We start from the raw sequence: 25860 nt of genomic DNA, 5'->3' as shown, positions 1-25860 counted from the left end.
CTTTAGGTAAAACTTAAATATAGGATTACTAAAGATCAAATAGCTATCTTCTTAAAATATCTAGAGACGGTGATGGTTTTGCTAGTGAAAATGATATCTCATTTTTCAAACTCAATCCAATATCACTCACAGAATGATATAGTCACACAAGTTCCCTTTTTGTCCTCTGACTCAATATTATACTTTATGCTACATTTCTCTAATATACGCAAGGCTATCGACAATCCGATACCACACCCTTGCATCCGGCCAGTATTATTGGCCCGATAAAAAGGTTTACTGATATTTTCCAATTCTTCACGGGGAATCCCAATACCTCTATCCTTAATCGAAATATGAAGGCAATCCCCATTATTGTACAATGTAATATCTACCGTTTCGCCTTGTGAATATTTCACGCCGTTTTCGATGATATTAAACAAAGCCATCAATAATTGAGTACGGTCTTCTTTTACGACTAACAAATTTTCATTTTCGGGAAGAACTTCAACCCTTACATTGATTTTACTTCCTGCATGGGAGTAAGATATCCGCTCTATTATTTTCCATATAAGATCATCTATCCTTATAGTACTATTTATATCAGAACTTTTACGTAAATCAGAAATGATAATCAGCGTATTCAGAATTTCTTCCAACTGGTGTATCTGTACAATTAATGTTCCTGCTAATGCTGAATATTCATCAGGACTTCGCTCTTTTAGAGAAAACACTTCGAGATTTCCCAGCATAGCAGCCAGAGGTGTTTTAAACTCATGGGATACATAGTTTACAAAATTCTTCTGAATGACAAAAGTTTCCGATATTTGTCTCAACAGATGATTGAAAGTATCAGTAAGCTCTTGTAGTTCGTCATCCGTATGAGGTGATTCTATCTGCATTCCCGATTTATCGGGGGATATATTTTTTACTTGTTCAATGACATTACTGAATGGTTTGTATGCGATACGGGCTAACCATTTACTCAAGAAGATAACAGCAATAAGACCAACAAGCAAAGCAGAACTCAATATCCATAGAAGAATAATCAGCTGGCTGTTTAGCAGGCTTTTGGTTTCTTTGGTTATTATAACAAAATCACCCTGATTATCTTCATAAAAGATTCCGTGACAATATTCAGTTTCTGTAGTAAAATCGAGTTTTTTTTCTCTCTCTATAACTTTTAATATCTCAGGATCAACATGCTTTCGTTTATTTCCATATGCTAACTTTCCCGATTTATGATAAACCTGATAAGACACCCCTGAGACCATTTCCTCAAATTGCTTCTGAACCTTTTCAAATTCCCTAACATTCAGCTCATCTTCTTCCAGATGAAACAAGGCTACTATATAGGCTGTTTTTCGTAAATTTTTGTACGTTTCTTTCTTTATATTTTCGTAATACAACATATAGATAAGCACCGATATGATAATAAAGACCACACCGAATGCAATAGAACTATATAAACTCTGACGTTCCTGAATTTTCATCTACATTATAAAAAGGTTACAAAGGTTACAAGATCAGTGAACGATTATTGATTCAGCATTTTCTGAAAAAGGTAACAAAAGTTACACTCTTTATGTCTGTTTTTACCAGTTACCTTTTTCGCTGTTTTCAAATTGGCAAGTTTTCTCATCGGCATATTCACCTATTATTTTATATATAGATAAAATTGAAATATAATCCCTATAATCTATTGTCCTGTGTCCTGATCAGGTACCCCCGCCCTTTTACCGTCTGGATAAGTTTATTCAGGGATTCTGCATCGACTTTGTTTCTCAGATACGATATATATACATCTACAACATTGGTATTCGAATCGTAATTTATCCCCCACACCGTATCGAGTATCTGAGAGCGGGACAAGACTTTATTTTTATTTTCCATCAATAACTGTAACAACTTAAACTCCTGCAAGGTCAGTTTGATCTCTTTTCCGTCCCGTTCTACAATGTGTCGGTCGGTATATAATTTCAGATCATCACAAACCAAAGCATTTTCCTGTACTTCGTTATTAAATTTAAATCGGCGCGTCAAAGCATTGATACGAGCTACAAGCTCTTTAAAATGAAAAGGTTTAGGCAGATAATCATCTGCACCATAGTCTAACGCTTTTACTTTATCTTCAATTTCACCTAATGCACTCACAACTAATATGGGTGTATTTATTTTCTTGTAACGGGTATATTGTAAGAGTTCGATTCCATCGATATCAGGAAGCATAATATCAAGAAGAATCAGATCCCATTCCCGCTGGGAAATAAGACCGCGCGCATCCTCTCCGTTTTCAGAGAGGACAACCGAGAAGCCGCTTTCTTCAAGACCTTTTACCATAAAATCACTGATGCGGCGATTATCTTCTATCAACAATAACTCCATAACACGAGGTCTCAGACCTATTTGTTTACCATAGTAAATACATCATTAAACTTAGTAAGTTAGTAACTTATTATACGGTAAAGTAATAAAAAAAATATGGAACCTTACTTTTCTTTCAAACGTTTATCTCTTCTGTATGCAAAATAGAACACCTGAGGCAATACAGTAAATGACAGTATCATATTGATAGCAATACCTCCGACAATCATAATCGCTAATGGTTTCTGGATTTCAGACCCCATTCCATGCGAAAGAGCAGCCGGCAGCAGCCCCATAGATCCCATTAATGCAATCATTAATACCGGACGAAGGCGCTCTTTTACTGCCTCATCAATTGCGAGCCTTAAGTTATGCGATTTCTGCATTTTTAATTTCATTAAAGTTATTAATAAAATACTGTCAATGGCTGTTATACCGAATAGAATGATAAACCCGATACCTGCCGAAATTCCAAAAATAGTATTGGTAACCCAAAGGGAGATAAATCCTCCGATAAAGGCATAAGGCATTGCACTGGCCGCAATCAAGGTATCTTTTACCGTACCAAAATTGAGATATAATAAAAACAATATCAGAAGGATAACTGTCGGTATAATCACCACCAGACGCTCAGTTGCACGCTGCTGGCTTTCGAACTCACCTGCCCAAACCATTTTATTTTCGGGAGCGAGTTTTATTTGGTCTGCTACCTTTTTCCGGGCTTCTTTTATTGTAGAACCCAGATCCCTGTCACGAATACTAAATCCAATACCAACATAACGACTACTTCCATCCCTGTAAACAAATGTCGGTCCTGTGATAAATGAAATATCGGCTATTTCTTTTAGCGGAACATATTTTCCATCCATGGTAGGGATAAGGATATTTCCTATTTTATCTTCATTATCCCTGTATTCTTTCTGAAAACGCAGTTGTACATCAAAGATGCGTTCGCCTTCATAAAAGCGGGTAGCAGCTTTTCCGCCGATAGCCATTTCAATAACAGTCTGGGCTGCTTCCATTGATACAGCATAGCGTGCCATCTGCGATTCTTCGAGTTTTATCTGAAGTTCGGGTAACCCGATGCTTCGGAATACATTTACATCTTCAATACCCTTAATATCTTTAATTACTGTGGCTGTAGAATCTGCCAATCGTTCAAGCTGATATAAATCGTCTCCATAGATTTTTATAACAAGAGAGCTCTTGACTCCTGCTACATATTCTTCCACATTATCCTGAATAGGCTGGCTGAAACCGAAAATCACACCGGGGTATATATCCAATGAATCTTGAATCTGCTGAATGAGATCATCTTTCTTTATTTTCCGCTTCCACTCATTTTCGGGTTTCAGTTCAGCATGAAATTCAATATTAAAAAAACCTGTGGCATCGGTTCCGTCATTCGGACGCCCCGTTTGAGATAAAACAAATTTCACTTCATCGAACTTACGGAGCTTTGTCTTCATTTGCTGAGTAATTTTGACCGATTCATCGAGATTTACGCTATTAGGCAATGTTGCCCTTATGTAAATAGCACCTTCGTTCATATTCGGAATGAATTCAGTCCCCCAGAACATAAAACGAACCACGCAAAGTAAAAGGATACCACAAAAAGCAATAATAGTTCCTTTTCTATAACGGGAGCTGAACTCAAAAATTTTATATTGAACACAGATGAAGAAACGACTGATAAAATTAGTTTTATCCTTCACAGGTTTCTTCAACAATACTTTACACATAACAGGTACATATGTCAGAGACAATATAAGAGAGCCTAATAAAGCATATCCAAGTGTAAAGGCCAAAGGTGAAAACATTTTTCCTTCGACTTTCTGAAAAGAAAAAATCGGAAATAGAGCAACCATCAATATGATCTGAGCAAAGAATATACTGGATGCAACACTACCTGCACTCTTTTTTATCAGCCCACTTTTGATCGTACCGGTGAATCTTTCACCCAGATAATGGCTGCGTTTTTCCATCGCCACAAATATTATCTCGACAATAACTAAAGTTCCTTCAAGCAGTAACCCAAAGTCGAGCGCACCCATCGATATCAGATTAGCAGGCAGCCCCTGAATACGCAGCATAATAACAGCAAATAAGAAAGACAGAGGAATCACTGTTGCCACAATAAGAGTTGTACGCCAGTTGAAAAGAAAAATAAATACAACAAACGAAACAAGTAAAATTCCTTCCGCCAGATTTCTCACAACAGTATGTACTGTAGTATCAACCAATGTAGTCCGATCCAGAAATGGCACAATCTTCACATCGGCAGGAAGTATGCGCCCGTTCAACTCCTCTATCTTTGCTTTTACATTTTTAATAACCTCGCCCGGATTTTGTCCGCGAAGCATTACAACTATCCCCTGTACAACATCGTTCTGATCGTCGAGCCCGACCTGCCCCAATCGGGGCTTGGATGATACATCTACCGTTGCCACCTGCTTCACCCGTATAGGTGTACCTCCTCTTGTCTCTATCAATATATTTTCTATATCGGCGATACTCTCCAACAGCCCTATTCCACGTACAACAAATGCCTGACTGCCTTTTTGTATAATATCTCCACCGACATTGATATTGCTCTTCGAGACCGCTTCGTAAACATCCAGCGGCGATAATCCATAATTAGCCAGTTCTACGGGATTTACCTTTATTTCATACATTTTTTCTTCTCCCCCGAAACTGTTGATGCTGGCAACACCCGGAACCGATAATAATTCGCGTTCGACAACCCATTCGTTCAAGGCTGTAACCTCACGAATCGGCAGATCGCTTTTAATGATGTATCTATAAATTTCACCGGTAGCTCCCGAAGGCGGCTCGATAGATGGATCAGCTCCTTCGGGCAAATCCAGATCCTGCATTCTGTTAGATGAGTATTGCTGGGCAAAAAAGTCATCAACTCCATCTTCAAAAATAACAGTAACAACGGATAATCCGAATAAAGATGTAGAACGCACATCAGTCTTACGGGGGATGGTATTCATTTCCCGCATAATAGGCAAAGTCACAAATTTTTCGACTTCCTCGGCGCTTCGCCCCGGCCATTGGGTTATAATCCTCACACGGGTATTGGTCACATCAGGGTAAGCCTCGATGGGAGTATTTATATAGCATACAACTCCAGCTACAAATAATATCGCAGTCAAAAAAAGAATAAGGATATGATTGCGAAGAGCAAAAGCTATTATTTTCTCTACAAATTTATGCATGGTTCTATCTTACGGTAAATATTTTTAGTTTATAACAGACTTTGGCGGATTTACTTACTAAAGCAGCAAAAAGGTCTGTAACCCTCAATTGCCTTTCAATCCTGAAAAAATTAACAGCTGATTTCGGATGACCACATTCTCGCCTTCTGCCACTCCTGATGAAATGTAAGATGTCTTATTATTATGCCCCTGTAAAGTCACTTCTTTATATACAAACTTACCTTCGGCTTCCTCCACTACAACAAAGTATTTATTATCATCAAAGATCAATGCATCTGACGGCAAGGCAATACATTTGATCTGTGTCTCATTTTTCAGCTTCACCACAACCGACATTTCAGGTTTGAATTTCAAATCCTTATTCTGCATAACAATACGTGCCTTAAGTACTTTTTCCTCAGAATCGAATATCTGGGGAACCGAGCTTATTTTACCATAAAATACTTCTCCGGGATAAGACATTGACGTTATTTCAACACCCATTCCTTCATGTACAAATTGTAAATTACCGGCATATACATTAGCTACAATCCAGACACTGCTCAAGTCTGCAATCGTGAAAAGAGGATCACTTCCCTCTGATACTGTAGTTCCGGAAGAAACATTTTTGGCTGTTACATATCCCGAAATAGGAGCCTTTATTGAAAAAGAACCATTGGAATTTCGTATACCATAGACTGAAGCATCAGCTTTTACTTTACCTAATGCCGCCTGAGCCTGTTTTAGTTTACCTTGAGCCTCCATTAATTCTTTTTCAGACAGCATACCGTCATTATACATGCTTTGAGCCGTTTTTAATTCACGTTCCGCCAATTTTACATCAGCTTCCAAAGAGATATTCTCTGAATGAATCGAGCTGAGCTCCGTACTTCTCATATCGAGCATACCTTGTCCACGTTGTACTTTATCTCCTAGCGAAAAATAAGTACGGTCTACAACTCCATTGATCAAAGGAGTATAATTTATCATTTTATCAGGATCGCATTCTACCTTTCCGGCCAGTGTTAGTTCTTGGTCTTGAGTGCTTAGTGCTGCAGGTATGGTCTTTACATCTTTTAAGAAAGCTTCTTTAGTCTGTTCGGGCTGCTGGGTTTTATTATCCTCCTTTTGAGCACACGAAATAAGAAGATAGGGAATTAAGACAAATGCTGCTATGTATTTCTTTATCATAATAGTTATTTTTTCAGTTCTGTACCAACGACATATTGCAGGTCTTCAAATTGAAGTTTCATTTTCTTCTCCGCCGCTAAGACTGTTTGTTTATTACTTTTATATGCATCCATGAAATCAATAAATTCGACCATGCTTATATTCTTATTTATCAAATTTCGGGTATAGATATCCAGCATATTATCGAGGTCGGATAAAAGTTCGTTTTTGTTTATTTTCTGGTAGAATAGATATGCCTGACTATAGTTATTGTATGCTTCAACAACCTCATGGCCGGTCTCATTGATCTGTAATTTTTCCATATATAAGTTCTGATCTCTGGCGATACCGGCAGCCTTTATCGTTCCTTGATTTCTGTTCAGAAAAGGAAGATCGAAGCTTATACCGAAACCTACAAAATCTTTCCATACTCCGCCAAAGCGATCATAATTTGCGCTAAGAGTTATGTCAGGCACACGCTGAGCTTTTTCATAGGCCAACGATTTTTCGAAATACTTGGTCTGTAATTTATTTATTTTCAGCTCTGGACGGTTTTCTATTGACTGAGACAGAAGGTGCGCCAGAATCAACGAATCAGGATCAATCGCTCCTGAAGATATTTCTTCTACTTCAATATTGATCAAAGGATCAATTGATAATAAAGATTTCAGAGTCTTAATTTTTCCATTCAGGTCTTCGTTGTTCTCATTAATCTCATTTTCCAATTCGAGTAAAGACGATTGCAACCTAAACAGCTCCGATTTAGCAATATTACCTTGAGCAACCTGCTTCCGATACGACTCTATGAGCTGATCTAAGGAATACTGCTGCTTTTGTAATACCGCCTGATAATTCTGACAGTAAATGATCTCATCTATAGATTTTCGGAGTTCACTTTTGAGACCTCTCAAAACTGTTTCGAATTCTTGTACGGCTATTTCTTTCGATATTTTATCCCGAGCAACAAGTTTTCCTCTCTTATTTGCAGTTTGTATCAGTTGACTGAGCTCAACCGAAAATTGTGTGTGTTTGCCGAAATTACCAAACAGAGGGGAACTTAATTCCGGATTGCCGTCCCGCTGACTTTTTGTACTCCACAAATTAATGCCGCTGACAGACAAATTAGGGTTGTCCCATAATTTGGCCTGTACTATTTCGGCGTCGGCAATGTCAATATTCATTTGTTCCGCTATCAGTTTCAGATTCTGTTTCAAGAACAAAGATTCTATATCAGAAGGCGTTAACCTCATAAAATTCTGACCTTGAACAGTAAAAACGGATATAAACAATATGAAAGCTAAACCTGACCAATACTTCTTCATCCTCCAATAATATATTTTCGGACAAATGTATTTCCTAAACATTAAATGTAATTTAGACCTACATTAGAAGTAAATTAGAATTTTATCAATACTGATAAGAAGAAATAAACAGCTATTCTTAAATACCTATTTTACATCCTGTAATAATATATGTTGAATCAACATCTGTCATTTAAGTCCCATCTGGATTCTGTCTCCCGACAGTAATTTTTGTTCCAGATCTCTTGCATTTACATTTACGGGAGCCTTTATAAATTCAGGAACATTAAAAGAATACAACGAAAAATCGTAATATTCCGGATCTTCCTGGGGTAATAAAAAAGGTTTGGATATCTTTCCATCATTATCAATCGAAGCAATATAAAGGCGGGTATATAATCCGTCTCCTCTCCTGCTGCTGAATACAAACCAGTGGGAATTACTGCTCCAATCATGAAAACTTTCGGTATCATCACTATTCACTTCATCCATTCGTCTGGTCGTACCATCTTTTAAATTCAATAAATATAAATCAGCTTCTTTATGCCAAATTGTAAAATTCCCATAATCGGCCTGTGTATACATGAGATACTTTCCATCAAAAGAAGGTCTTGGAAATGAGATTGTCTTTCCGGTTTGTTCAGCAGAAACCAATGTATCGATAGTAGTTCCGAAATTTCCAGTCTGGGGATCGAATGATATTTTGTAAAGACTATACTTTATATTCTGATAACCTGATTGTATATCGTATTTTTTCGAAGAGCAAAAATAAAGAGTCTTTCCATCTGGCGAAAAAACAGGAAAAGTTTCGAAGTTCTCGGTCTTTAGTAAAGAACTTGTCAATAGCTGATTTTTTCTTGTATCGTACACAACTACATCAGAAGCCTCATCAAATACCTCTACCCGCTTATTATGAATCTCATGAAACCCTTGTTTTGTCTGATTCAGTGAATATGCTATATAACGTCCGGTAGGATGCCAATATGGATATACACATGAAGCTATAGTACTGTCGGTCTTTGTTTTATACAATTGCATCTTGCCATCAATTTGTAACATGGTTGCTCCATGTGCTCCTCGGATATGCAGACTCATAGATGCCGGATCATTTTGATTGAAAGCATGACAATTAACACATGAACCGGGTATCATTGTATTTTCAAAAATTGCTTTCTGACTGAATGAAGATAAATCCCGTTGATATATACCCATTTTGCTATAGACTTCGTATCCCGGAGCTATCAGACGATAGACCAGTCCATAATCAATCGGAAATTCACTTACATAAATACTGAAGCTCTTATACCTCTTCCATTTATTATCAGACTTCAAACTTACCTGCACTTCTATCTCCGATCCTATATTATCTTCGAGTAAGCGATGCCATTCTTTTTCGGGAAACTGAGCCAGTTTACTATCCTGGACTCTGATTTCTCCTGTTTTTTTCCCTTTCAGATGAACATCTATCTTATCAAAAACAATAGACTTTACCATAAAATTTAGAGGCGCAATACTGACCGGAACTGTAACATTTATATAATCCGGATAAATAGATGGATAATCATCTACGATATAAGGGCTTGTTATTTCTTCCCAACATCCTGAGAATGTAAGTAAAGCAATTATAAAAGTAAAAATCAGTCGAATCATATGTAATTTTTTTTTCAGACATATCAGCATTCATCACTTATAACACTGAACGATATTAATAAATCGGTTTTTGCGTATAATCTACCCGATCTCCGCCTGAGAATTGCAGGTAATACCAATACGTTTGGGAAAAGCCCCGATACAATGAGTTTGCATTTGCTCCGGCAGCCAATGCTTTCGAAAAGTTTATATAATTCTGAATAACCGGAGAATCTATACTCCAAGGTAAATCGTTAATATCATGTCCCGTATTTATCCAATAAAAAAGTAATGCCTCCTGATAATGAGCGGGAATTTCTCTATATCCCAGTTTTTTTCCTAATGGAAAATACTGCACGAAATGATCAAGATCTTTTATAAGCAAAGTATATGCCATTAAATATTCGAAGGCCATCTTGTTGGACTGGTTATTTACAAACAATAGTCCAAGCATTTGATCCTTTTCGTTTTCACTAAAAAGAAAGTCTGACTTCATTCTTATCTTTTGTAAATGAATCCATTCTTCTCTCCCTTTTATTTTCCGGTCATCTCCCAAGCATTCCAACATACGGGTTGCTTTTTCATTATAGAATAAGGTATGTTGTAATATTCTCAAATATTTTTCAGCAACTTTGTTTTCTCCATTTAATAAATTAACCTCAGCGATACGCAACATTGCACGCGAACTTTTTTTATAGTCAGGCAAAGCTTCCATCGCTTCGAATGAATACCGCATTGATGTATTGAGAAAGCCCAAATGATAATAAACTTCTCCGGCAATAAGGGGTGATGTAAAATCCCGTTGAAACGCAGGTAGTAACCCCTCGGGACCATTCTGAAAATAACGAAACATACTATTCCCCATCGCGCCATCTTTATATAAGGCAAGATTAAGGCAAGTTACAGATAAAGGTGTATCGGGATCTTTCCGATTAGCCATATCTATTATTTTCTTCCAATTTTTGACTCTAGTATAATAATCATATGCCATCACCTCTTCCTTGCGCCAATCAATAACTGATTTAAGAGCAAAAAACGCAAAGACAAAGACCAATACAATACTGACAACAACCGTAAAACGAGGATATTTTAATTTACTCAATCGATTCCTCATCAGAACAAAACACAACGGTACCAAAGCAATTGACACCCATACAACCAAAATGGAATAAGGCAATACAACAGGATAACGGTTATAACCGATCCCCCACCAAAGCTGGCTTTCAGGATATTGTAAGAACAAGCCGGATATCAAAGGATAAAACATCACTGAACCAGCTATAATAATCAATAATACTCCCCAAGTGAACTTAGACAATTGTTTGAAACAAAACCATTCGGATAAAATACATAAAATACCGAATATCCAGAATACCCCTCCTGCAAACCAATATAAAAGAGGAAACATTAGAACCACAAAAATCAATCTGATGGAAGAACTCTTAATTTTCAAATATAATAATGAGGGAATCATGGTCAAAAGAATGGCTAACAAAGCTGTAAGCAAATAATTCTCGTCGCACAATAAAGCCCACATCAATATGGAAGGTACAAATGAAAATGGTAAAACCACAGGAGAATCCACTCCCCATTTATTACATAATCTCTTAACAACAAGCTGTAGGAGAACTAAAAAAGAAGCTATACATAAAGCTCCGGCTAACGGATAATAATAAAATTGGGTAAAAAATGTACCAAAGTAATCAGCCAGACCTCCGGGACGCCCCATCAAATCCGATAAGTAATAAGAAGTAAAGAGGAATAACTGTAATTGTTCCTGATATAGCAGATGATATCTATAAAAGAAAGCGAAAAACACAAATATCATGATGCCGAAAACCAAAGACAAACACCAGTCAAAATGTTTAAATATCTTATTCATAAATGTTCCATGTATTTTTCTTCAGATTTAAAGTCTCCGGATTTTATTGCCTCCAGATATAACAAAGTTAGTTATTTTCGAAAATTACAGCATTAAGTATTCGCTGTTACTTAATAGAATATTTGATTGAAATTTTATCAAAAACAAATTACACTACAGATATGGAATAAATACTGCTTAAATGATCAAAAGAAGTGAGGCCAACCCTCACTTCTTTCTAACCATCTAAGATTCAATTTGCACACATCGTTTACTGAGCCTTGAATACCCAATACCAATAATTAGAATTTGGAGCATGTTCCTGAGCTCCCAGAACCATTTTCTCGTCATCTAGATATATAATATTGTATTTACTCCAGGCTGAATAACTTGCATCATTGAAGTCATAACCACATAATATATTCGTATTTGTAAAAGTAACAGTACCTAAAGACCATCCGCTGGTGCCTGCAGTCATGTCAAAATCGAATTTACCTTCATATTTAACACCATCCATCGTCGTCTTTATCATTTTCTTTCCGCTCAGAATAAATTGCATAGTAGCCCCTTTACCATCCAAAGGAAGATTCTTACTTACACATTGCTCTTTAATGTCTTCGGGATTTAATATCCACCAAGCTGGCCCGGTATCCGATCCACCGCCATTCCCAAAACATTTAGTATCTGCCCATGTCCATACTTTCTCTCCTGCTCCACAGAAATAGCCATACTCTGGAGCCACCGGATAGTACATAGATTCGACATTGTATTCAAATTTTTTCTCGAACACAGTCCCATCTGCAGCTAAAGCATTCAGGGTTATCGTCTGGGAGCCGGCAAGAAGTAAAGTCAACTCAGTTTCGGAACTTGCATATAAGTTTACTCCATCCGTCCATTGACACGAAACAGGGCTTTTACAACTAACTTTTACTTTATTCGTATTTAATCCGTTTTGTACCACTGGGGTTATAGTCGCTTGTATCTGATCGGCAGAAGTTATAACTTCTCCTACTCCCTTCTCATCCACAATCGGATCACAAGCAAGAAACAGAGCTGTAAGAACACCTGCTATTATTGAATTGAATATATATTTCATGTTTTCTTCTGATTTAGAGTTATACGATTATTTCCATCCGGAATACAATGTTCCTGATTCCCATCCGGCATTTTGCTTATATACTCCGCCTGACAATGATATCTCAGATTCGGGTATAGGGAAAAATCCGCCATTTGTTGCTGTATAACGCGCAACATAACCTCCTCCGTTATTAGTCGTAACATTTTTATCGGCTTGTCCCTGAAAATATACCGCCTGATTATTCTGTACCGCCAATGCTGTCTCGGCAATATGCCAGCGGCGAATATCATTCCAGCGAACTCCTTCAAAGCTTAGCTCCCAACGCCGTTCATTTCTCAAAGCATCATCACTATATGTACCAATAGGATCAAGACCTGATCGCTCGCGAACTTTATTGATACCAGAAACATCTTGTTTTAATTCAGACTGCATCAATAAAACATCGGCAAAACGGATTAAAACCAAATCGTGTATATTGGATAACTGGAAGTTTACAGTCGAATAGCTATACATATCCTGTTCGAAAGTTTCCCAATAACCATCTCCACTTGTTTTCTTCGATGAAATAGGTGAGTTTTTCTTATCGTAGAAGTCGGTTTCCTGTACAAAATCAGTCCACCCTCCTTTTGTATACTTCGGTAACTCATTTGGAATATTACATACTGATGCCTGGCGTCTCATATCCTGAGGTTCTGCAGCAGTCCAATCTTTCCACAATGCGGGAGATACAGGACCTGCCCCCCAGCCCTGACCAAATGGAAATGTATTTCCCAGATCCTGACTTCCTCTCACACCAAAGAAAAGAGCATATCCATTTGAATATCCGATAGTTGTGCTCCAGCTTGCAAATTTAGAGTATTTAATGGCAAACATCGATTCGGGATTCACAGCATTATCATCTTCAACCCATTTCAGATTTTGCCCTTTTGTATATGTATAATCCTCTTTAGTCAGCCTGTTAGAATAAGCCCACAGATTACGATAATCAGGTACTAAACTATAACCCGAATTGTTGGCACAGTCATCAATCCAGCCTATTACGTCATTTTTAGAAACAGTACTTCCATCGGGTAATGTTATATCTGTTTTCTTATAGAAACCTGTATAAAATAAGAATGCACGGGCCATCATCGCTTCCGCTGCATATTTGTCTACGTGCCCGGCATTAGCTGTTGTAGTTTTCTGAGCAGGCATTAATTCAATAGCAGACTTAAGATCCGAAATAATCTGAGACCACGTTTCTGCTGGATCTGCCTGAGGGGTAGTTCCACTTGTTGCGGTAGAAATAATCAAAGGAATATTTTCGAACAATGATGCTAACTCATAATAATAGAAAGCACGTAGAAAATGAGCTTCCCCGATCATCTGATTCTTTTGATTTTCACTTTCATAACCGGTACAATTTCCCAGTGTTTCAATCGCATTATTGGCTCGTTGTATACCGGCATAACGGTCTATCCAGAACTGCCTCATCATATCAGTACCCGGAGCCATAAGCAAATCTATTGCCTGTAACTGCCTGTCGTTGATACCTCCTCCTCCAAAACGGTCATCAGACGCAAGTTCCGATACCATATGGAACGAATACTGAGGATTAGCATTCACAACACTCAAGTTATTGTAAATCCCGGCTATTACCTGCTGAGCATCAGCCAATGTCTGCGGATAGTTTGATGTATTCTTTTCCGTATAGTTTTCTGTGTCCAGAAAACTTTCACAGCTTGCAAATAATAATGCAATTGCTGATAGTGCTAAGTATTTTAATTTTTTCATGTTTTTCCGTAAAAAATTATGACAATAAGTCTTACATCTTAAAATTTGAGGTTTACTCCGAAAAGATATGTTCTGGGCGTAGGATAATAACCAACATCAACACCTGAAGCCCAACTGTCTGTACCTCCACCATAACCTACTTCAGGATCCATACCTGAATATCCTGTTATAGTAAACAAGTTTTGTGCAGTAAAATACAATCTAGCCTGTCCTAAAGGCATTCTGGGAAATAACTTTTTGAAATCGTATCCTAATGTTATATTCTGAATTTTTAAGTAGTCTGCATTTTCTATATATAAATCAGAGATATTCATATAGTTAGCATTCGATCCGGATGTTAATCTAGGATACTTATTAGAAGTTCCTTCTCCGTGCCAACGTTCAAATACATCGGTTGTATAATTTTCATGCCTTCCATCAGAAAATTTACGGTACGATTTTGCAATTTGGTGGCCAAACGCTCCATAAGTCGTCACACTCAGATCAAAGCCCTTATATCCCATATTGAAACTAAAACCTAAAGTAAAATCAGGATGAGGATTACCAATATTGGTCTTATCCTTATCATCAATAACACCATCATGATTGAGATCTGCAAATTTTACATCTCCGGGTTGAACATTTCCCTGAAGGATTCCATTTCCGGCTGCTTTCCATGCATCTATTTCGGCTTGATTCTGAAAAATACCGGAGGTTTTGTACCCATAGAAATAACCTATAGGCTGACCAACTTCGGCTCTATACATTTCGGGGGTACCTTGTGCCAATACGCTGGCTGCTCCATGAATTATACCTTCTGAGTTCTTAATTTCGGTTACTTTATTTTTATTAAATGTTGCATTTGTATTAATTCCATAAGTAAAGTCACTGCCAATCTTATCATTCCATGTTAATCCGATTTCAATACCTTTATTTTCTACTGCTCCCCCATTAATCCAAGGAGCACCACTAGTCCCCATACCTAAGGCTCCTAAGATCTGAGGTTGTACCAACCAGTCTTTAGTTGTTTTCTTGTACCAATCGAAAGTGAGCGCCAGACGCGAATTCAAGAAACGAGCATCTATTCCTAAGTCAAGTTGTTCTGATGTTTCCCAGCTAACATCGGGATTAGGTAAAACATTTGCATAACCACCCGTTGTTTGAGAATCTTTGTTATTACCGAACGAATAGGCAGCTGTATCATCAAATGATACAGTGGCTAAGTAATAAAAATTGGGAATATTACAATTACCATTTTGCCCCCAGCTTGCTCTTAATTTAAGAAAATCGAGCCAAGAACGAGACGATTCCATAAATTTCTCATTGGTAGTTACCCAACCGGCTGAAACAGAAGGAAAATATCCCCAACGATTACCGCGAGCAAAATTTGATGAACCATCAGCTCTTATAATCAAAGTAGCCATATATGTTTCATTCCAGTCATAGTTTAAACGTCCAAAGAAAGATACAAGCCTACCTTCGTCCCAAGGAGCACCGGTTACAGACGTAACTCCGGATATCAATCCCTGAGCATTATCCAGATAAGCATACTTATATCCATCGAAGATCAGATTACCACCTACTCCTCCATAAGTTTCACCCATCCCCGATTTTTCTAAAGATTGCCCTCCCAGTACATCAAAATGGTGGGCATTCAAGGCAAACTTATAGTTCAAGGTATTATCTAATGTATAACTCCATCCAGAACCTCCATTCTGGCTGACGCGTGAAGTCTGATTAGCAACAGTTGCCGACAAGTCATAAGTAGGAGTGTAAGACCTATAACTGTTTGAACTCATCTTATATCCGAACTGGCTTCTAAAAACTAAGTTTTTTATCGGTTCTATTTGTAGGTATGCAGTCATATTCAGATTATGATTTTTAGTAGTATTATTACCACGCTCATAAACCATATCTGCAATTGGGTTGGCCATCGAAGCATCATATGCAGTCAGTCCCAAGGCATCTTTTGCCGCACGGTCAAAATAATTGCCATTGCTATCATACAAAGGCATAATAGGGGCTGTTCTTAATGCACTTGAAATATCATTCCAATACTGAGTACCAATACCGATACCATTTCTTATTGTATAACTGTAAGTGAGATTTTCTCCAACCTTTATAATATCCCGACCCGCTCCTTTTAGAAGAATGTGCTCCGAATTAAGACGTGCAGATGTTCTTTCATATTGAGACTGAACAGGTTTTCCAAAAACGCCCTCCTGTGATGTATATGATACTCCCATAGAAAATTTAGAGAGATCTGATCCTCCGGTCAGGTTTATAGCATGATTCTGCATCGGCGCATTTTTATTTCTCATCTCTTCGAGCCAATTTGTGCCTTTCCATGTACCATTCTGTACCGAGTCGTATTTGTCACCCAGATATTTTTTCCAATCATAAGAATCAAGCCCCTCATTAAAATTCACCTCGTCCATTATCTGCATATATTGCTGGGCATTGAGTACTGATGCCATCTTATAAACATTCTGAACACCATAATATCCGTCATACGATACTTGAACCTTTCCGGATTTCCCTTGCTTTGTTGTAACTAATATTACACCATTGGCGGCACGGGCTCCATAAATCGCGGCAGATGCAGCATCCTTCAAGACATCGATAGACTCAATATCAGCAGGATTTAAATTATCGATATTTCCTCCCGCAACACCATCAATTACATACAAGGGTGCTGAATTACCGGTAGTACCGACCCCACGTATATATACTTTGAAGCTTTCGCCGGGTTGTCCGGAAGACGCTGTAATATTAACCCCGGGAGTTTGACTTTGCAATGCGCTAAAGGCACTGGGTGTACTTAGCTTTATTAAATTATCTCCGGCTACTTGTACCGTAGCACCTGTTATAAGCTTTTTCTTCTGAACACCGTATCCCACTACTACAACCTCATCTAACACACTCTGGTCTTCTTGCATGGTTATAGACAATTCGGTGCGTCCGCCAGCTGCCAGTTCTTGTGTTTTAAAACCTATATAACTAAAAACCAGAACTGCATTGGAATTAGATGTTTTAAGAGAATAGTTACCATCAATATCAGTCAATGTTCCATTTGTCGATCCTTTGACTGTCACACTTACCCCGATTAAAGGTTCGCCGGCTGCATCCTTGACTGTTCCCCTCACTGTTGGCTCGCCTTGTTGAGTTTCCTTCGTTTCTACTCCTACAGACCCTTTAGAAGAATATCCGGCAAGAGGAATAATCAGTAATAAAAATAAAACCAGATATCCCAATATAGGAGAGGCTTTAGTCTTTACCGAACTTTGTTTAAATTCGTTATTTTTCATGTAATACTATTGTGTTTTTATGAGACTTTGTATATTCTTGATATACATAATTAAATTCAGGTAGAGAACCATGCTTCGAATATCCACATGTATTAAAAGGTTATTATCATGTTTGGATTTTATTCATAATCATAAAGACTTAATAAGAGTTAATAATTAGGGCAAAACATTACAGATACAAATCTATAGAAAGCTAAAATCAATAATTGACATTATTTTATCTATTAATGATACTTTTCTACATCTATTATAATTTGCTGGATTTTCAAATTCGGTAAGGGAATCAGATATTATTCATATTTTAAGGCTATAGAAAAAGACTTTAAAGATAAAAAAAACAAACAACTCATTATCAAATAATTGAACAACAAATCTAGAATAATAATAAGCAATAAAGAAAACACTACTAAGCTATATTATATTTTACACTATCATCATAATAGTATCACATCGATGTTTTAGATAGTACTAAAACATAAAATAACATGAGCATATCTTATTATTTAGTTTTACAAATCAATCAGACAAATAATCTTTTACGCCGATAGTTGTCTCTGAATTCTTTTGGAGAATAGTCTTTCTTTTTTTTAAATATACGATTGAAATTAGATACATTATTAAAGCCTGATTCATAGCAGATTTCATAAATAGGCATTTCTGAATCGATAAGTAAACGGATCGCATGTCCCAAACGCATATCAATAATATAATCTGAAACACTCTTTCCGGTACGCTGCTTATAAAAACGACTGAATGAAACAGGAGTCATACCCGACAAATCGGCTAACTGATCCAAACGCAAGTCTTCTCTGTAATGACATTCTACAAATTCATGCACTTTCTGAATCCTACGACTTTCGGAATGAGCTCTCACTCTCGCAAACGAAGAACTTGACAAAGTTCGGGCTTCATGATAAAACTGAGACAACTCATATAAGATTGAAAGAAACTTCATCACAGAATAGAACCCATTTTTTTCAGATGACAACATATCCAGAGACTTATATACCTTCAGCACTGCCGACATAGGAAATGACAAGCCTTCTTTTGCCTTATCCAACATTCGTCGAATTGACCCGAATTGACTTTTTTTCAACAAATTAGGAATGAACAAATCCGAAGAAAACTGAACTGTAAGGACTCTTGCATTACTTGACTTATACTGATCCGGCTCCCATACATGCTCGAGATTTTCATTCGCTAACAATATCAAATCGTAATCTCCGATAACTTCAATAGAATCTCCGATAATTCTCTTTACTCCCGATGCATATGCCGTAAAATTCAGTTCAAATTCTGCATACCTTTGCAAAGGACTTGTAAACTCTGTGTTATATCTATCCGCAATATAAAAACAATCTTTATCAGATAGAGGTGTGATTTCAGGTAATACCGTAAAATTATGCTTCATGGTAAACAAGATATTAAAGTATTAGTTAACATTTATTAGATGCACAAATGTACCTTATAAGCGAACAACCCACTTTCAATTTTGTACCTAATGTTTTTAAATTTGTACCAACTTTTATTAAGTATAATATTATTCAAACATTAATAAGGTTTTTAAACTGTGGGATAGTATCATGCAAAAAGGAGGTTTTATATCCACCTCCTTTTGCTAAAATGTATCCCCCTTTTAAATATTTCCATTAGATCTGCCTCTGCTATTGTTTTATTCCTTTATTTAAAAAGTTTGACGACTAACGATTGATTTTTCCCCAATCTTTGCTTTAATATATTTTTAGTAGTTCCTATCTGTTTCTGTTGATATAAGTCTTTAAGCTTATAGATATTTTTATCGTTAAAACTTATTTCTTTATTAAATAACTCATCCTTGATTAAATGTTTCGACCAGTCAAAAGAGAAATCGATACCATCCTGAGAATGATTAAAAAAGCAAACAGCCCATTCTCCATTAATCATAGGTTTGACCCATATTTCGACTTTTCCTTCTGTGGTATATTTAAAGCCCTGTATTCCTAAAGAATCCTGATTAATCGCAATGATATCTTTATTTGTAAGAATTTGCAATGTTTCCTTAGAGATATCCCTTAAATCATTCCCTAAAATAAGAGGAGAATTAAGTATAGCCCACAAAGCGAAATGAGTTTGCTCTTCATATAATGAAAAAGCGCCATTGCCAACCTCCAGCATATCCATATCATTCCAATGTCCGGGCCCTGAAACTTTCCGCAACATCTCTTGATCTCTCATATTGAGAATATTAATAGCTCCCCAGGAAGAATATGTTCCATGATTATGTTCACATTCGAAACAATTATATATATCGCCCGTAGTACGCCAACTATGACCTATGACCGGAGCCCATTTCCAAGGTTCATTATCTCCCCATTCGCATATACTTAAAAAGATAGGACGTCCGGCAGCATATAAAGCATCTCGCATGGTAGTATATGCCTCCGCTGCATTCATATTGCCAGTATCACACCAATCGTATTTTAAATAATCGACTCCCCATTCGGCATATTTCATAGCATCCTGATATTCATGTCCCCTGCTTCCGGGATACCCTGCACATGTTTTTGCTCCTGCACAATTATATAAACCGAACTTCAATCCTTTGGAATGTACATAATCGGCAACAATTTTAATTCCATTCGGGAACTTTTCAGGATGAGGAACAAGGTTTCCCAGCGAATCACGCTGCATATCCATCCAACCGTCGTCTAATAATATATAGTTATATCCGGCATCTTTAAGCCCGGAACCAACCATTGCATCAGCCATTTCTTTTACCATTTGCTCATTTATATTTGTAGCAAATTTATTCCAGCTATTCCATCCCATCTGAGGAGTTTTAGCCAGATTATCAAACTTCTGAGCAAATATACCCATAGACCATACAATAAATACGGCAACCCAAAGTTTCTGTTTCATTATCCGTTACTTTAATTGATCTGAAAATTCTTTAATTACTTTTATAGTGGAGTCTGTGTTAAAAACGGAATTTAAACCTTGCTCTTCCTGTGACGGATCACCGACATAGTCATCCCAAGGTTTCCAGAACTCATGTTGCGGACGGCCGAATCCACCCCAAGCCCAGAAATTGCATCCGGCAAATACCCCGTTGGCTTTAGACGATTTCACCAACTGTTGGAATATATTCCGGTAATACTTGTCTCTGGCTGTAGTAGGATCATCCAATGTATACTTGTGATTATCGCGGGGAAAACCAAATTCTTCCAAAACAATAGGTTTATTTAATTTTTGTGCAATACGGATATGTTCCGACATATATTGATCGGTATTTACAATTCCGGCATCTACCGATTTAGGAATATCCGAAATATCTATCCAACTCCAGTTTTTAGGCCAGATATGCATTGTCAGATAATCGATATTTTTATCTGCATGAATCTCTTCGAATAACGCTGAATCCATTTCACATCCCCATATTCCTTCCGAACCTATAGAGACCAGATGATTGGAATCTAACGATTTAATAAGAGATGCAGCTTCTTTAATCCATTTGGTAAACGCAGGTTTGGCAGCATCACTAAATACACGGGGCTCATTACCTATCTGCCATGACATTATAGTGGGATCATCGGTGTATTTTTTGCCTGTATATCGATTACTTCTCGACAAAACCGCTTTTATATGGTTGTTAAAAAGAGTGTGACAACTATCACATTCAGCATACTGGGCTACATATTTAACAAAGACAGGCCAATCATGTACCCCTTTATCAGGAACATCTCCTTTACCCGCCCAATTCAGGTATTGCCCATATCCTCCACTCCATTCCCAGCTGTTATTCAAAAATAATACAGCACGCATATCTCTTTTATGCATTTCTACAAGCAGGTAATCTAATCCATCAAAAATAGTATCGTTGTAAATACCCGGTTCGAGTTGTAGTGTCGGCATTACTTTTACTGCTTGACCTGCATACCCATCTGCTCCAACTAATACTCTCAGATTGTTAATTCCATTTTCTTTCAGAAAATCAAGTTCTTTAAGCAAACGGTCTCTATTACCTCCTTGTCCGGTAGATCCAAGTATAGCACCATACCAGAAATTAGTCCCGATAAAATAATAAGGCTTATCTCCAATCTCAAATTGACCGCCTTTTTGTTTCACAAAATTCTCTGAAGATGAAGGAGATTCTGTCTTTTTATTTTGGGTACAAGAAAATATTAATAATGCCGAAATAGCGAAAAGTATCAGTTTTTTCATTATTTATTCGATTTTATATATGGTGGTTTATTATTAGTCTTAGCTTCATTAATGGTATGAGATATTTTTCAATAAATCTATTTTAGCTGAAGGTGTCACAGGGCTAAATAATTTATTCAAAGAGCTTATATCTAGTTTTGATTGTGGATTAAAAGCTCCTGACTTCATATAATTAATCATAGAGTAATACAATTGTCTCACCTCTGGTTTATCCATCGCGGCCTTTAAATCAGACATGCAAATCAGTAAACTTCCTTTTTCTACCTTAAATTCAAAAACCAGCCCGAGTTTATGATTTCTCTCCACATTATCTATAACCTGCACTATCGGCCGATATGTCGCCGGCATTTTATCCATAATTAATGGATAACTGTTTTTGATAATCGGAAACCATTGCCAACTAGTATGAAACTCGGTAGGAAAATCTTTAAAAATCGGATGCTTCGGATTTGTCAATATTCCTAATGTACCGGGAGATACGGGTTTATGAATATTTTCGCAGATAGTTTTAAACATACGGTAATTCCAGTAGTCAGTCTGAAATAAACCACCTACCGTAGAACCCACATATTCTTTCCGATCAGGAAACCACAAAACCCGTCCTCCCTGTTTCAGTCTACTGATTACAGCTACATCTAGCTTTGTAGTCACGACAATATCATCCGGAATATCAACATCTGCTTTTTCGGGATAAATCCATAAAGGATATGTATTCTTATACTCTGTATCTGAGATACGTAGACTTAGTATTACTTTTTGAGCAATTGAAGCAAAAGATAACTTTGCTCGGATCTCACCTAAATCTAAGAGCCCCTGTTTATCAGAAGATATATCAATAGAACCTTCTTGCAGACTCTGTCCTTTTTCACTATTTAAACTCCATTGTATTTTTTTCCCTTTCAGAGAGCTTTCAGAGTAGTTGGCCACTTTCACGATTCCTTTGAGAGACTCATTGCTAGACCAACAAAATTTTTCAGTTATAAACAGAGGAACTACAGGAGCACTAAACTCTCTCCATTCTTCGGGAGTCACTAGCCCTTTATTATCCATAAAAGCATCCAAAACACCCACAAAAGCAGATCCTTGTCCCGGATAATCCTGTAAATCGAGTAACTGAAAACCTCCAAAACCGGGAGTCCTCAGATCCATTTCAATATCAGCCTTATAAAGCTGTACCGCCCATTTTCCGGATGCTTTGAAAAAGTCATCAGCCTGATCGAGCATACCAGCATTTTCCAATCTCTTCTTAAACACCTCAAAATTGCGAGGCTTGAGTACCCCTGTGTATTTTTTCATTTCTTTATAATCAGGATAGACCTGAAACTGACCGGTTTCATGACTAATAACCGGGACGGTACATCCTTCGATTGCTTTTATGAAATTCATCTCCGAGTTTGGATAGGAATGATTAATATATCCTCCATCATACGCATCGGCAAAAGAGAATGATCCTCGAACATGTGTACTAAAAGGAGCATCATCACTTGCACCTCCGATACGACATGTCACCAGAAAGTCTTCATCCGGAATTTGCCCCTTATATCCTAAGAAATTATTGGCTCCGAAAGCATATAAGTGCCTATTGCTGTCTATCGACCTGAAAGTACTGATCAAATCATCCATAGCCTCCTGATCTCCAAAAAGTTCGTTACCCAAAGCAAACATTACAAAAGACGCATGATTACCAAATTCATTTTGAATATTTATACCTTCTTTGGACAGGAATGAAATCAGCCTGCCGTCATTTTTATCCATAGTACCCCAAAACGGCAACTCCGGCTGAAGATATATACCTTCTATATCGGCAGCTTCGAAACATGCTTTTGGCGGACACCACGAATGGAACCTATAATGATTAATACCATATTGCTTAGCTGTCTGAAAATATTTACGCCATGTTTCAACATCCATTGCAACATGAGCAGTCAAAGGAAATACACAAGCATCGTGCTTTCCTCGGAGGAATGTAATATTACCATTGACTGAAAACTGAGTACCTTTTGTTGTAAAATCACGAAGTCCGAAGTTCACCGATTGGGAATCAAAAATTTTATCTCCGGCTAATGTAATATCCAAACGATATAAAGCCGGATGAAATTCACTCCATAACAGAGCATCTTTCCCTAGATTATATACTATGTCTACTTCATTCTTAGACAAGTCCAAAGCTTGCTTCAAGGGCTCAACCGTCCTTTTCTCGACTGAATTCCATACCTGACCAGCTAGTTCTATTTCTGCATTTTGTATATTTTGCGGATCTGAAAATTTGATTTTAACCAATACTGTTTTGTTCTTTGCATCCGGATATACCTGAACATCTTTTATATGAAATGTATTGGCTGCCTCCAAATACATGTCTCCGATAATACCATTCCAATTCGTTTGCGTCGATTCGGTATAAGCATGTGAATTAGATATTATCTGAGGAGGTACGGACTCTCCATTATCAACCATAATTGCAATATCATGGGCTCCGGGAGATAAATATGCAGAGAGGTCATATATCTGGCTTGTCGAAACATTATCGTTTGCTCCTATCTCTTTACCATCAACCCATAATTTTGTAGGTTTTGTACGCTCAAGTACCATTCGGATATTCTTTGCATCCCACCCATCCGGTATTTTAACCGACCTCTTATACCAGACCTTCCCTGTATAGACATATTCTCGAGACAAATGGGTTGTTTCGTCCATTTTTGTATTTAAGATACCTTTTTTATTGGTATCCAAAGTTCCCGGCAAACTCACAGAATCAGAAAAATTCTGAATATACCAACGATCTTTAACACCCTCGTTTAAAGAATCGATTCTAAATTCCCATCTTCCCTGCAAATCAATTCGGTCACGTACATATAATTTTTTATCCTGATTACAGGAAACACAGACAATGCAAAGTACCAACAAAAATATTAGGTTGTATTTTTTCATTTCTTAGCCAAAAGCAAACATTAAACAATAAACTTTGAAAGGTTCTGAGTCTACACAATTCTATATACAGAAAGACCTGCTACAAAAATAGGCATGTATACTCAATATAAGCAGTACTATATTATCCAATAATAATACTTATCAGATAACCTGTTTCTTTTTCCTGAAGTTTTCCCTAAACTCTTTTGGTGAACATCCTTTTTTCTTTTTGAATATGCGGTTAAAATTCGAAAGATTATTAAATCCGCTTTCGTAGCATATTTCTGAAATAGTCATCATAGTATCGAGAAGCATACGGGAAGCCTGTCCAAGGCGGATATCAATTATATAATCAGAGAGTCCTCTGCCCGTTCTCAGTTTAAAAAAGCGGCTAAAGCCGGCAGAAGTCATGCCAATAAGTCCAGCCAAATAGGGAAGCCTGATTTCTTCTTTATAATTCTCATTTATATATTTTTGAATCTTCTGCAAACGAAGGCTATCAGAGTACGTATCCATTTTGGCATAAGAAGAACTTGACAAAACTTTCGATTCATGCGTAAACAAAGAAAGCTCATGCAGAATAGAGAGAAAATTTATTACAGCATAAAAACCATTATGCTGAAGAGACAATTGGTCTAATAATTGGTATACCTTCAATATTGCGGCCATCGGGAAAGAAAGTCCGCGTTGTGCCTTTTCGAGCATAATCCGGATAGATTCAAACTGATTCTTATCTATAAAATTGGAGAAAAATAAATCGTCGGAAAACTGAATAGTTATTTCCCTTATATCTTTTGATTCACAGATATTTTGTTCCCAAACATGCTCCAAATCCTTACTTGCTATCAATATAAGGTCATAATCTCCTATAATTTCCATAGAATCACCAACGATTCGTTTTACACCTCTTGCATTGGCGACAAAGTTCAATTCGAATTCGGCATGAGAATGAATAGGATATGTAAATTCGGATTTATGCCTGTCTGCGATATAAAAGCAATCTTTTTCTGACAATGGGGTAACTTCTGTTATAGCAGCTAAACTTGAACTCATAAAATATAAGATTATATGGTTAACATTATATCATCCGAAGTTATATTGTTCCCCT

15 protein-coding genes are annotated in these 25860 nt (G+C 37.1%); all 15 read right to left on the bottom strand.

The window, feature by feature from the left end; genetic code table 11:
- Nucleotides 1–122: 122 nt before the first annotated feature.
- Entirely contained in the window at nucleotides 123–1472 is a 1350-nt protein-coding gene (locus AABJ51_RS01165; RefSeq protein ID WP_338374072.1) for a sensor histidine kinase, read from the bottom strand.
- Between the two features lie 199 nt (nucleotides 1473–1671).
- Nucleotides 1672–2364, bottom strand: coding sequence for a response regulator transcription factor (locus tag AABJ51_RS01160; RefSeq protein WP_026627090.1), 693 nt, complete (start codon nucleotides 2362–2364; stop codon nucleotides 1672–1674).
- 104 nt (nucleotides 2365–2468) lie between these two features.
- Nucleotides 2469–5567, bottom strand: coding sequence for an efflux RND transporter permease subunit (locus tag AABJ51_RS01155; RefSeq protein ID WP_338374069.1), 3099 nt, complete (start codon nucleotides 5565–5567; stop codon nucleotides 2469–2471).
- An 84-nt stretch (nucleotides 5568–5651) separates the two neighbouring features.
- Nucleotides 5652–6737 (bottom strand): efflux RND transporter periplasmic adaptor subunit, encoded by a 1086-nt coding sequence (locus tag AABJ51_RS01150; RefSeq protein WP_338374067.1) that lies wholly within the window; start codon nucleotides 6735–6737, stop codon nucleotides 5652–5654.
- A gap of 5 nt (nucleotides 6738–6742) precedes the next feature.
- Nucleotides 6743–8038 carry a TolC family protein gene (locus tag AABJ51_RS01145; RefSeq protein WP_338374066.1) on the bottom strand — a complete coding sequence of 432 codons (1296 nt, stop codon included), beginning with the start codon at nucleotides 8036–8038 and terminating at the stop codon, nucleotides 6743–6745.
- A gap of 168 nt (nucleotides 8039–8206) precedes the next feature.
- Nucleotides 8207–9667 carry a TolB family protein gene (locus AABJ51_RS01140; RefSeq protein ID WP_338374064.1) on the bottom strand — a complete coding sequence of 487 codons (1461 nt, stop codon included), beginning with the start codon at nucleotides 9665–9667 and terminating at the stop codon, nucleotides 8207–8209.
- Nucleotides 9668–9722: 55 nt separating this feature from the next.
- Nucleotides 9723–11528 (bottom strand): DUF6057 family protein, encoded by a 1806-nt coding sequence (locus tag AABJ51_RS01135; protein WP_338374062.1) that lies wholly within the window; start codon nucleotides 11526–11528, stop codon nucleotides 9723–9725.
- Between the two features lie 250 nt (nucleotides 11529–11778).
- Nucleotides 11779–12603 (bottom strand): hypothetical protein, encoded by an 825-nt coding sequence (locus tag AABJ51_RS01130; protein WP_321577235.1) that lies wholly within the window; start codon nucleotides 12601–12603, stop codon nucleotides 11779–11781.
- 27 nt (nucleotides 12604–12630) lie between these two features.
- A complete protein-coding gene (locus AABJ51_RS01125) occupies nucleotides 12631–14358 on the bottom strand; it encodes a RagB/SusD family nutrient uptake outer membrane protein (RefSeq protein WP_338374059.1) in 1728 nt (575 codons plus the stop codon).
- A gap of 38 nt (nucleotides 14359–14396) precedes the next feature.
- Nucleotides 14397–17645, bottom strand: coding sequence for a SusC/RagA family TonB-linked outer membrane protein (locus AABJ51_RS01120; protein ID WP_338374058.1), 3249 nt, complete (start codon nucleotides 17643–17645; stop codon nucleotides 14397–14399).
- Between the two features lie 520 nt (nucleotides 17646–18165).
- Nucleotides 18166–19056 (bottom strand): helix-turn-helix domain-containing protein, encoded by an 891-nt coding sequence (locus tag AABJ51_RS01115; RefSeq protein ID WP_026627082.1) that lies wholly within the window; start codon nucleotides 19054–19056, stop codon nucleotides 18166–18168.
- A gap of 269 nt (nucleotides 19057–19325) precedes the next feature.
- On the bottom strand, nucleotides 19326–20543 hold the full coding sequence (locus AABJ51_RS01110) for a glycoside hydrolase family 27 protein (RefSeq protein ID WP_338374055.1): 1218 nt from the start codon (nucleotides 20541–20543) through the stop codon (nucleotides 19326–19328).
- 6 nt (nucleotides 20544–20549) lie between these two features.
- Nucleotides 20550–21845: a glycoside hydrolase 5 family protein gene (locus AABJ51_RS01105; protein WP_338374053.1), complete on the bottom strand. Its 1296-nt coding sequence runs from the start codon at nucleotides 21843–21845 to the stop codon at nucleotides 20550–20552.
- Between the two features lie 48 nt (nucleotides 21846–21893).
- Entirely contained in the window at nucleotides 21894–24773 is a 2880-nt protein-coding gene (locus tag AABJ51_RS01100; protein WP_338374051.1) for a DUF8487 domain-containing protein, read from the bottom strand.
- A gap of 141 nt (nucleotides 24774–24914) precedes the next feature.
- Nucleotides 24915–25805, bottom strand: coding sequence for an AraC family transcriptional regulator (locus AABJ51_RS01095; RefSeq protein ID WP_338374050.1), 891 nt, complete (start codon nucleotides 25803–25805; stop codon nucleotides 24915–24917).
- Nucleotides 25806–25860: the final 55 nt, after the last annotated feature.

The organism is Indolivaga capnocytophagoides, assembly GCF_036511535.1.
Classification (GTDB): Bacteria; Bacteroidota; Bacteroidia; order Bacteroidales; family Dysgonomonadaceae; genus Dysgonomonas_A; species Dysgonomonas_A capnocytophagoides.
This window is presented reverse-complemented; position numbering and strand designations above follow the sequence as displayed.